The sequence below is a fragment of the Corynebacterium sp. genome, from assembly GCF_030530965.1.
GTDB lineage: Bacteria > Actinomycetota > Actinomycetes > Mycobacteriales > Mycobacteriaceae > Corynebacterium.
Genome location: NZ_JAUMTY010000023.1, coordinates 1 through 10130, shown reverse-complemented (window position 1 = coordinate 10130; position 10130 = coordinate 1). Strand labels below are relative to the sequence as shown.

9 protein-coding genes and 1 tRNA gene are annotated in these 10130 nt (G+C 55.5%); 4 read left to right on the top strand and 6 right to left on the bottom strand.

Going from position 1 to position 10130, the window contains the following annotated elements:
* Together Q3981_RS05850 and Q3981_RS05845 are read right to left on the bottom strand one after the other, a co-directional pair.
* A partial coding sequence (locus Q3981_RS05850; RefSeq protein WP_303124480.1) for an LLM class flavin-dependent oxidoreductase occupies positions 1-651 on the bottom strand: 651 nt, incomplete at its 3' end.
* 112 nt (positions 652-763) lie between these two features.
* The gene (locus tag Q3981_RS05845) at positions 764-1531 is read right to left on the bottom strand and encodes a (S)-acetoin forming diacetyl reductase (protein ID WP_046202611.1); all 768 of its coding nucleotides are present in this window, start codon (positions 1529-1531) and stop codon (positions 764-766) included.
* Between the two features lie 282 nt (positions 1532-1813).
* On the opposite strand from Q3981_RS05845, the gene Q3981_RS05840 reads away from it, so the two are divergent.
* A tRNA-Ala gene (locus tag Q3981_RS05840) sits at positions 1814-1886 on the top strand.
* Between the two features lie 55 nt (positions 1887-1941).
* Here Q3981_RS05840 and pgm read toward each other — a convergent pair.
* The 3 genes from pgm to Q3981_RS05825 all read right to left on the bottom strand — a co-directional run bounded on the left by pgm (position 1942) and on the right by Q3981_RS05825 (position 5285).
* The gene (gene pgm, locus Q3981_RS05835; RefSeq protein WP_303124479.1) at positions 1942-3573 is read right to left on the bottom strand and encodes a phosphoglucomutase (alpha-D-glucose-1,6-bisphosphate-dependent); all 1632 of its coding nucleotides are present in this window, start codon (positions 3571-3573) and stop codon (positions 1942-1944) included.
* 310 nt (positions 3574-3883) lie between these two features.
* Complete coding sequence (locus tag Q3981_RS05830) at positions 3884-4657, bottom strand: thioredoxin domain-containing protein (RefSeq protein ID WP_303124478.1); 774 nt, start codon at positions 4655-4657, stop codon at positions 3884-3886.
* Between the two features lie 130 nt (positions 4658-4787).
* Complete coding sequence (locus Q3981_RS05825) at positions 4788-5285, bottom strand: MauE/DoxX family redox-associated membrane protein (RefSeq protein ID WP_303124477.1); 498 nt, start codon at positions 5283-5285, stop codon at positions 4788-4790.
* Positions 5286-5547: 262 nt separating this feature from the next.
* Here Q3981_RS05825 and Q3981_RS05820 point away from each other — a divergent pair, with 262 nt between their 5' ends.
* The 3 genes from Q3981_RS05820 (at position 5548) to Q3981_RS05810 (ending at position 8551) form a co-directional block, all read left to right on the top strand.
* Positions 5548-6966, top strand: a complete 1419-nt coding sequence (locus Q3981_RS05820) for a sodium:alanine symporter family protein (RefSeq protein WP_303124476.1) — start codon at positions 5548-5550, stop codon at positions 6964-6966.
* 82 nt (positions 6967-7048) lie between these two features.
* Positions 7049-7678: a DNA-3-methyladenine glycosylase I gene (locus Q3981_RS05815; protein WP_303124475.1), complete on the top strand. Its 630-nt coding sequence runs from the start codon at positions 7049-7051 to the stop codon at positions 7676-7678.
* A 75-nt stretch (positions 7679-7753) separates the two neighbouring features.
* Complete coding sequence (locus tag Q3981_RS05810) at positions 7754-8551, top strand: HdeD family acid-resistance protein (RefSeq protein WP_303124474.1); 798 nt, start codon at positions 7754-7756, stop codon at positions 8549-8551.
* Between the two features lie 35 nt (positions 8552-8586).
* Here the strand turns inward: Q3981_RS05810 and Q3981_RS05805 are convergent, their stop codons facing one another.
* A complete protein-coding gene (locus tag Q3981_RS05805) occupies positions 8587-10038 on the bottom strand; it encodes a glycosyltransferase 87 family protein (RefSeq protein ID WP_303124473.1) in 1452 nt (483 codons plus the stop codon).
* Positions 10039-10130 lie beyond the last annotated feature (92 nt).

The window sequence follows — 10130 nt, the reverse complement described above, 5'->3', positions numbered from 1 at the left end:
GCGGTAGAGCTTCACCATCTGCTGGGTGTGCTCGATATTCCAGAAAATGTTGTTGTGGAAGAAACCGTCGCCATAATAGGCAGCCTGTTCTGCGATTTCCGGCGAGCGGATGGAACCGTGCCACACAAATGGCGGGGTATCGTCCAGCGGCCGCGGGGTGCTCGTGAAGCTTTGGAGCGAGGTACGGAACTCGCCCTTCCAGTTCACCACGTCTTCACGCCACAACCGACGCAGCAGGTGATAGTTCTCGATGGCCAGCGGAATTCCCTTGCGGATATCTTTTCCGAACCACGGGTACACCGCACCGGTGTTACCGCGGCCCATCATGAGATCGATGTTGCCGTCGGTGAGGTGCTGCAGCATGGCGTAGTCTTCAGCGATCTTCACGGGGTCGTTCGTGGTGATCAACGTCGTCGACGTTGAATACAGGAGTTTCGGGTATTTGGCCGCGAGGTGTGCCAGTGCCGTCGTGGGGCTCGAGGAGAAGAACGGTGGGTTGTGATGCTCGCCGATAGCGAAGACATCTAAGCCAACTTCTTCCGCTTTCTTGGCCATCGCGTCCCACGCCAGGATGCGCTCATGCTCGGTGGGCGCCTTTCCGGTGGTGGGATCCGTCGTGATGTCGCTAACTGTGAATAGTCCGAACTGCATCGTTCAATCCTTCCCTCGATAATGGGTAAAACCGTTTACATGACATATCAACAAAACATCATGAAAAGTATTCCCACACCCCACTGACTGGCAAAAACTGCAGCTAGCAGCCCTAGTTGAAGACCATGCCACCATCAATCAGGAGCGCTTGCCCGGTCATGTAATCCGAATCCGGGCCGGCAAGATAGGACACACACGCGGCCACATCCTCGGGCTTCGACAAACGGCCCAAGGTAATGTTCTGCGCGAACTGCTCCATGCCCCACTCGAATGGCTTGCCCGCATTATCAGCAACTTCCTGAGCAATGCCACGCATCATCGGCGTATCCACAATGCCCGGGCAGTACGCGTTCACCGTGATCCCATACTTCGCAAGATCACGAGCAGCCGTCTGTGTAATACCCCGAATAGCGAACTTCGTCGCGCCGTAAACAGCCAATTCTGGGTTGCCCACCTGGCCTGCCTGCGACGACGCGTTAATGATCTTCCCGCCGGTCTCCTTCATGTACTTCATCGCGGCCTGGATTCCCCACAGGGTTCCGCCCACGTTGACGTCGAAAACCTTGTGGTACAGCTCGGGGGTGATGTCCTCCAGCGGGGTCGTCGGGCCAAGACCAGCATTATTAACGACGACGTCCAGACGCCCCAGTTTCTCGACGGTCTCGTCGACAGCGGAAAAGACGGAATCGCGATCCGACGCATCGACGTGCACAGCGACAGCCTTGCCACCATCCTGGGCCGAAATGTCCTTGGCGACTTTTTCCGCGGTGTCATTGTTAAAGTCCGCGACTGCGATGGCGAAACCATCGTTGGCCAAGCGCTTTGCGATAGCCTCACCAATACCCTGACCAGCGCCAGTGATGAATGCGACCTTCTGCATCATGAATCCTTCCGTAACGCTGCTTCCCCACTCATTCGAAGCAGCATGACATCGATATCGGGGGGTAAGTGACCAGAACGACACACCAAGTGAGTGGACACTTACTTACACACACAGTGTACGCGGAAAAGGAGGACCCAGACCGATAAAAAATTGCGCACTCACGCCGACGCTGTGCCTGCTCGTTGGCAACTGTGTGGCAACGATCTACCGACGAAATCAACGTACCCACCTGGTGATTTGTCTAATATCTTCCCGATGAGTAAATTAATCGTGGTCTAAGGGGCTATGGCGCAGCTGGTAGCGCACCACACTGGCAGTGTGGGGGTCACGGGTTCGAGTCCCGTTAGCTCCACAAAAAATTCCCTGGTCAGCGATGACCAGGGAATTTGTCGTATGTGCCCAGGATTTTACTTGCCTAGCACGTCTTCAACGAGCTGCTGCGCCTCGCGCTGAACTTCAGCCAAGTGGTCGTCGCCCTTAAAAGACTCCGCATAAATCTTGTATTTATCCTCGGTGCCCGAGGGCCGAGCAGCGAACCACGCGTTCTCGGTCACGACTTTCAGACCACCAATCGCCGCATTGTTACCAGGCGCTTCGGTCAACTTGTTCGTGATCTCCTCCCCCGCCAGGGTCGTCGCGGTAACGTCCGACGGAGACAACTTCTTCAGCCGATCCTTCTGCTCACGGTTGGCCTCAGCGTCGGTACGCGCATAGGCCGGAGCACCGAACTCCTCCGCCAATTCCGCATACCGCTCGGACGGCGTCTTCCCCGTGACCGCTTTAATCTCGCTGGCCAGCAGGTTGAGGATCAGCCCGTCCTTATCCGTCGACCACACGGTTCCGTCGAAACGAAGGAATGAAGCCCCGGCCGACTCTTCCCCACCAAAGCCAATCTCGCCTGAAATCAGCCCCGGGACAAACCACTTAAACCCAACAGGAACTTCAACAAGCTTACGGCCGAGTTTCTCGACGACACGGTCAATCATCGACGACGACACCACCGTCTTCCCGACGGCCGTCGAGTCCGCCCATTCCGGGCGATGCGCGAAGAGGTAATCAATGGCGACGGCCAGATAGTGGTTCGGATTCATGAGGCCAGCGTCGGGCGTGACGATGCCGTGGCGGTCAGAATCGGCATCGTTACCCGTCGCGATGTCGTACTTATCGCGATTATGCACCAAGGACGCCATCGAGTTCGGGCTGGAGCAATCCATGCGGATTTTACCGTCGGTATCCAAGGTCATGAAGCGCCATGTCGCGTCGACCAGCGGATTAACCACAGTGAGATCCAGCCGATGCTTATCCGCAATCGCACCCCAGTAATCCACCGATGCGCCACCCATCGGGTCAGCACCAATGCGAACTCCCGCGTCGCGAATCGCATCGAGATTCACGATCGACGGAAGGTCATCAATGTAATCCGACATGAAATCGAAAGGCTTGAGGTAGTCCCCCCAATCCGTCACACCGCTGACAGGGGTGCGCGTGACCCCCTTGAGCCCCTGCGCAATGTACTCATTGGCACGATCCGCGATCCACCCCGTCGCATCCGTCCCGGCAGGACCACCCGTCGGCGGATTGTATTTAAAACCCCCGTCCCGCGGCGGATTGTGGGACGGCGTAATCACAATGCCATCGGCCTTCGGGTGCTCATGCGTCAAAATCGCGTGCGACACGGCAGGCGTCGGCGTGTACTTCCCCGCCGAATCCGCAAGCGTCGTCACTTTATTGCCGACGAGGACCTCCAGGGCAGAAATCATCGCTGGCTCTGACAAGCCATGCGTATCGCGGCCGACGAAAAGCGGGCCGTCGATGCCTTCCTTTTTGCGGTAATCGACGATGGCTTGCGTCGTCGCGAGAATGTGATCCTCGTTAAAGGCGGTGTCCAGCGATGACCCCCGGTGCCCCGACGTGCCAAAAACGACCTGCTGATCGATGTTTTCCGGATCCGGATGTTTCGTGTAATACGCAGTGACGAGTTCGGCGAGGTCAATAAGATCCTCGGGCTGAGCTAGCTGGCCGGCGCGGGGGTGTGCCATGATGGGCCTCCTCAGAGATAAGACAGCGCTGATAATTGGCGACAATACAAACTTTCATTCCCTAGTTTCCCCCTTTTCGACGAAAGCTGCACCCTCGTATCCCCACGTGGGGGCTTTCGCGACCGTGTTGTGTATTGCGCCAAAGCGGTATATGTATCCGCCACAGCGGACACCACCAAGACCACCGGGGGCATAGAAAAAGGGAACCAGTCTCTTTTTTGACTGGCTCCCTTAATGGTGCGTCTGAAACGGGGGGCGGAAATTAACCGAAAGTCCCCTAAGAACTCAGCGAATACCGGTTATTCGACGCTTATTCGACCTTGCCTGTTTCAGCCTGAGGCACCCAATCCTCGAAGGCGTGCTGGTCAGAGGACTGCAACTTGAGTTCTTTACCATTGACGAAGACGCGCGGGCTAGAAACCTGCCCATCGCCCTCCTTGGTTAGCTTCTTTTCATTGTCCTCGGCCATTTTCAGGGCGTCCTTGTGGTATTTCGCGTCCTTGATGTCTTTCACGACACCCTTGGATGCGCCCATATCCTTGGCAAGGTCTGCAAAGTTGTCATAGCCCCACGAGCCGTAAACTTTCTGCTGGTTTTCAAACAGGCTGGCTCGGTAGTTCCAATACAGCTTTCCGTCACCCGACTTGGCCACCGCATACAGCGCTGCCAAGGCCTTGGTTGCTGGACCCTGCTCATCAAGCTTCCCGTTCTGTCCTTTATCCAGGAAGTTCATCGTGCGGATGTTCAGGTTTAGTTTCCCCTGGTTAACAGCGTCGAGAAGAGACTGTCCAGTGCTCGACTCCAGGTCAGCACAGTGGGGGCACGTTAAGTCGTCGTACAGGTCGACGGTGGGAACGTCTGATTTAGCGTCGCTGCTCTTGAAGTTCGCTGTTGAGCCGTCGAGATTGAACTCTGCGGTGACGTCGGCTTGGTCTTTGGCGGCGTCACTTGAGGACGAGCTGTTGTTCTTGTCATTAATAATGACAAAGCCAATCACCACGGCGATAATAATAACGATGACGGCAATCGCCCAGATAAAACCGTTATTCTTCTCATTTGGCGCTTTAATCTTGTTACTACTCAATGAAGTCCTCGCAGTTTACTTTTCACATGGTGACGCGAACCAGCATCGCGCCCATAGCTTTACCTAGTTTACGGATTCCTTTCATAGATGGAACCCACCGGTGCCATCTTTTGGAACTACGCAGTAAAAACTACGGATGCAATGCGAACCTCTTAAACGGCCGCCACACGGTCCATCCCGAAAGTACTATAAACCCAAGGTCGCGTCCTATCTCGGTCAGATAGGTGGAGGGTCCCGCGTTGGGATTCGCTCCACCACCGCCGAAACATCCGCAATCAATGCTGAGCCCCCGGGCCCACGCGGAAATGATCGCGATAATAAATACAGCCAACAGACCGATGGAGATCACCGCAGCTGGGCGCAGGAAAATCCCGAGTAGCAACAGCACACCCAGCGCGATTTCGAACACCGGCAGCCCTGCCGCGAGTGGTGAAATGACATCTCTCGGAAGAATTTCATAAGCATTGATTGCTTGCTGAGTTTGCAGTGAATCACGCAGTTTAGAAATTCCGCTGATAATCCAGACTGCGGCCATAGACAGCCGAGTAATCAAGCTGATGATATCGAGAATGAGAGACTTATGGCCGCCTTGTGAGCCCGCGTTTCCGCTCTGCACCACCGTATCCATGTACTTCCATCTTTCCTGTGAACGGCACATCCGTTTCCGGGCACCTCGCAATGGAGCTCTAGCATAGCCTCACGCGCATCACCACGGTAACCCGCTCCTGGCTGTTCTTCCCCGACGTTTTTCTCGTCGGCACTCATCTTTTTTGATTGAGCCTGGTAACAACCATGTCGCTGACGTGTCGTGATGCTACAACTATGTTAATTCTTCACATTTTCCGAGGATTTAATAAGTTTTCTCACAGCCAATCTGTATCTTTTTATCCATGGATTCCTTCTCCTCCTGGCTTTCCGACGTTGACTCCGTCGTATGGGGCCCATTCGTCCTCATCCCCCTGCTGCTGGGGACCGGCCTATGGCTCACCTACCGCCTACGAGCCGTACAGTTCCGCAAAATTTTCTCGGCCTTACGGCTCGGGCTTCTCGACCGCGAAGACGATGGCGGAGAAGGCGACATCACGCAGTACCAAGCATTGACGACGGCCCTCGCGGCGACGGTGGGCGTCGGCAATATTGTTGGTGTTGCGACGGCTATTTCTGTGGGTGGTCCCGGCGCGTTGGTGTGGATGTGGATCACCGGCCTCGTGGGGATGGCCTCGAAGTATTCCGAAGCCTTCCTCGGTGTGCGGTTCCGCGAAACCGACAGCCAGGGCACGATGTCCGGTGGTCCGATGCGCTATCTCACCAAAGGAATCCCCAACGGTTTCGGCGCATTCTTGGGGTGGTTCTTCACCATCGCCGCGATTATCGCCAGCTTCGGTATCGGCAATTTGACCCAGGCCAACGCTATTGCGACAGGGCTTGAGGACTCGTTCCAGATTGACCCGTGGGTGTCGGGAATCTTCATGTTTATCCTGGTCGGCGCGGTATTGCTCGGCGGGATCCAGGCGATCGGGAAAATCACATCCGGCTTCGTTCCACTGATGATCCTGGTGTACATCGTCGGCGGCACGGTGGTCCTAGCTATGAAAGCTGACCAGATTCCTCACGCACTCAGCCTCATTTTTACCGACGCATTCACGGGTACCGCTGCGGTCGGCGGATTCGCTGGATCGTCGATCATCATCGCGATTCAGATGGGTGTTGCGCGAGGTATCTTCTCTAACGAATCCGGTATGGGTTCTGCAGCTATCGCCGCTGGAGCTGCGAAAACGACTCACCCGGTGCGACAGGGCCTCGTGTCTATGACTCAGACCTTTATCGACACGATCATCGTGGTGACGTTCACCGGGCTCGTCGTCATCACCACGGGGGTGTGGGACCATGGTGAAGACGCTGCTGGCACCATGACAGCTGACGCGTTCTCGACCGCGCTGCCCGGCCAATGGGGTGGGACAATCGTGTCGTTGTCCATCGTGTTCTTCGCTTTTTCCACGATCTTGGGGTGGTCCTACTACGGCGAACGATGCGCGCAGCGGGCATTCGGGCGCTGGGGATCCCTCCCCTACCGGATGGTGTTCACCGCCGTTGTGTTCGTCGGTGCGACGACAGAGCTGAGCACGGTGTGGACCTTCGCCGACCTCGCGAACGGTCTGATGGCCATTCCTAACTTGATCGGTCTCCTCGTGCTGTCCGGGCTCATCGCCCGCGAGACCAAGGCTTACCTCGACTGGGATCCGCGCTTGAAAGCAAACGCGGAACAATGTGCAGCATTCCTTAAGGAACAGGGAACCGACTGGCGGTAATCCCTCCTCCGAGGAAGACGCCCGTCACGAGACGGAGCCGCTACTAAAGCACAACAACCCCAAGATATGCCACACTCGAAGTATGTCTGGTCTACACGATGGGGATACCTCGCAGGATCGTCTCTCTCCTGACCTTGTGATGGGCGAGGACGGGCGGGCGCGTCCTCCGTGGGCAGCGTCGGACCCGCTGCTGATGGAGTATTACGACACCGAGTGGGGCGTGCCGGTGAAAACGGAATCGGGCGTCTTCGAACGCCTTAGCCTGGAGGCGTTTCAATCCGGATTATCGTGGTCCACCATCTTGCGAAAGCGGCCGGCTTTTCGGGAAGCGTTCGCCAACTTTGATCCAGAGATTGTCGCTACTTTCGACGACGATGCGGTGGCGTCGCTGATGGCAAACCCGGCAATCATTCATAATGAGCGAAAGATTCGGGCGACGATTAGGAACGCACAGGCAACTCTTAAACTCCACGAAGAAAATTCTTATCTCTCCGACGTGGTCTGGTCTTATGCGTCCACGTCACTGCCCAGGCCTTTTCGGTTATCCGACATCCCTTCACGTACGCCGGAATCAACGGCACTAGCGAAGACGTTGAAGAAGGAGGGTTTTTCTTTCGTCGGACCGACCACCATGTTTGCACTTATGGAAGCATTGGGAATCGTCGATACCCACCTCGTCGGTGCTTATCACCCGATGGAGTCCGCCGATTAATTACCTTCCTTACAGGAATTCGCGGACACGGTAATAATAAAAATAGGAACAACAGTAATACGGAAATGGAGAATCATGACTAATAATTCATCAACACCCGGCGATGACAACAAGAAAGGAAAGGGAACTCCCGACGATCCTTTCGAGCCCGACGCTGTTTACGGTGCCGATGGCCGACGAGCCGATGGCGGTACGTCGGGTAGTAACGACGACCGGTCCTCAGCTGGTTATGACCGCGCCGGGGGATTTTCCTCAGGGTATGCCTCCGCGTTTGGAAATAATCCCGGCTTTGGTGGGCTCGGGTCATTAATGGGCGAAAGCCCTATAGCTGGCGTTGCCTCGAAAGGATCAGGATGGCTGGCAGCGTTAGGAGGACTAGCCACCGTCGTCGGCCTCGTTGTAGCGATCTGGCCGCATGCTGGAATTAGCGTCTTTGCATGGGCCGCGGGGATCTTCTCCATTTTGGCCGGAGGAGCACTTGTCTGGTTCGGTCTCACCACCAAATCGATCCCCGTCCTCCCCGGGATCGGCGCCTTCTTCGGCATACTCTTAGTGCTCGCCGGCATCGGGGCACTAATCTCACCGCAGAGTTTTGGCGCGGTCATCGTGATCGCCATCGGCTTTATGGCTTTAGCTCAAGGGCTCACGACGTTTAGCACCGGCCGAGTGATCTCGCGGATGTCCGGATCCTCCAGCTACCTGACGTGGAGCGGAATCCTGTCCATCGTCTTGGGCGTCATCTTTATCATCGCTCCCCTGACGAGCCTCTACAGCCTGACCATCCTGATGGGCATCATGCTCGCTGCTTTTGGGATCATGATGATCATCGCTGGCGTTCGCGGCCGCAGGTTCTTCTCATCGTCTCGCCGCTAGCGCGCGGACGTAGGCACCGCTTATATCCGTGAGCATCACTTGATATCTGGGCCGTAATAGGCCCAGGCTTCATGCTCTCTGAAGTCACTTTGCCCCTGGGACACCATAACCAGGGGCTCTTTTTCGTTTCCGCCTGCTCCGTCGCCGAACCACGTATTTTCTGGCGACGCCGCCTGCTCATCGCGGCCACGGATCGCGTCGATAACCAAAACCACCGAGTACCACAGGGCAACGACAACGAGAATTGCGATACCGGTGTAGACAAAACTTCCACGGACAATCGCTGGGTCCGAGGACTCATTCTGCTGAAGGTGCTTAAACGCCGGCACACTGTACTGGCTGACAAACGGGATGTAGATCACGCTGACGAGAGCGACCGCACACAACCCCGCCACCTGGTCTAAAGACCACCGCACACGTTTGTTCTGAATCAACCTGATCGGCGCAGTGAGACCGCGCGTAATAGCGTCGATAAGCAAGACTGCTAGGGGGACGAGGAAAACCCAATGGTGGAACCATGAAAATGGGGCAATAATTGGTGCGGTTATTCCCGACAGGCACAGAGCCATCGCGACATTGCCGCGTTTAATCGCGCCAAAGGCTGCGATGCAGAATACAAGGACGATCGCGATGGATAGCTCGATCCAGACCGTCATTTGGTTGTCGATATGCAGCCGGTACAGCACTCCCCGGAGCGACTGAGCCCCCGGATTACTTTGGGGCCCGATCCGGTCTGTATTGAACATGTAATGGGTCCAATACTTCGATCCGTCCGGAATGATCATGCAGCCGGCTACGATTGTTGCAGCAAAAACGACGACGGCGGTGATCAACGCTTTCCAGCGTCGCTCGAAGATAAAAATGAGTACCGAGAACGCGGGGGTCAGTTTTATACCTGCTGCAAGGCCCGTTCCTATTCCGCGTCCAAAGTTCGTTTTGCGACGAAGAAAGTCCAGGGCAACGAGGCCCATCAAATAAATATTGACCTGGCCGAAAAAGAATGTGCCATGAATTGCCGAGAGATTGAATGAAGCAAATACCGTGGCAAGGGAAATGATAATCAGTGAAAAAGACCATTTATAGCCACGTTGTCTCAAAATCCCGATGATCACCGCGAAAAGGACAATCAAGGAGCCTATCTGCCAATACACAGCAAGTGTTTTGCGATCAACCAGCGTCATCGGGGTGAACGCGACGGCCGCGAACGGCGGGTAGGTAAAGGGCAAGTTGAAAATATAGTCCTTGCCATACAAATTGTGTCCCTCGGAAACGTGCTGGACAGCCTTGTAATAAACGGAAAAGTCCAAGGGCCACACAAACAAATTGCCGAGATCTTTATTCCGCACACTCGACGAGGTGTAACGAATAATCGCCCATACCGCTAAAAAGATCAATCCGAGAGATATGCCAAGTCCACCTCGGATGGGCTTTCTCTCTGGAGCCGGTTCTTGAGTCGGCTCATATTTTTGCGGACGACGAATTTGCACAGCGTCGATAATATATTGTGACCCCGCCACGTCCTAGCCCAGCCCGACCTCACTCATAAACACTCTTGAAGCAGGTTCGATACAACGTTGAT

Bases quoted from the DNA above. Each gene is read 5' to 3' on its own strand.
- Q3981_RS05810 (WP_303124474.1), top strand. From the start codon at position 7,754: ATGACTAATAATTCATCAACACCCGGCGATGACAACAAGAAAGGAAAG.
- Q3981_RS05820 (WP_303124476.1), top strand. From the start codon at position 5,548: ATGGATTCCTTCTCCTCCTGGCTTTCCGACGTTGACTCCGTCGTATGG.
- Q3981_RS05825 (WP_303124477.1), bottom strand. From the start codon at position 5,285: ATGGATACGGTGGTGCAGAGCGGAAACGCGGGCTCACAAGGCGGCCAT.
- Q3981_RS05845 (WP_046202611.1), bottom strand. From the start codon at position 1,531: ATGCAGAAGGTCGCATTCATCACTGGCGCTGGTCAGGGTATTGGTGAG.
- Q3981_RS05815 (WP_303124475.1), top strand. From the start codon at position 7,049: ATGTCTGGTCTACACGATGGGGATACCTCGCAGGATCGTCTCTCTCCT.
- pgm (WP_303124479.1), bottom strand. From the start codon at position 3,573: ATGGCACACCCCCGCGCCGGCCAGCTAGCTCAGCCCGAGGATCTTATT.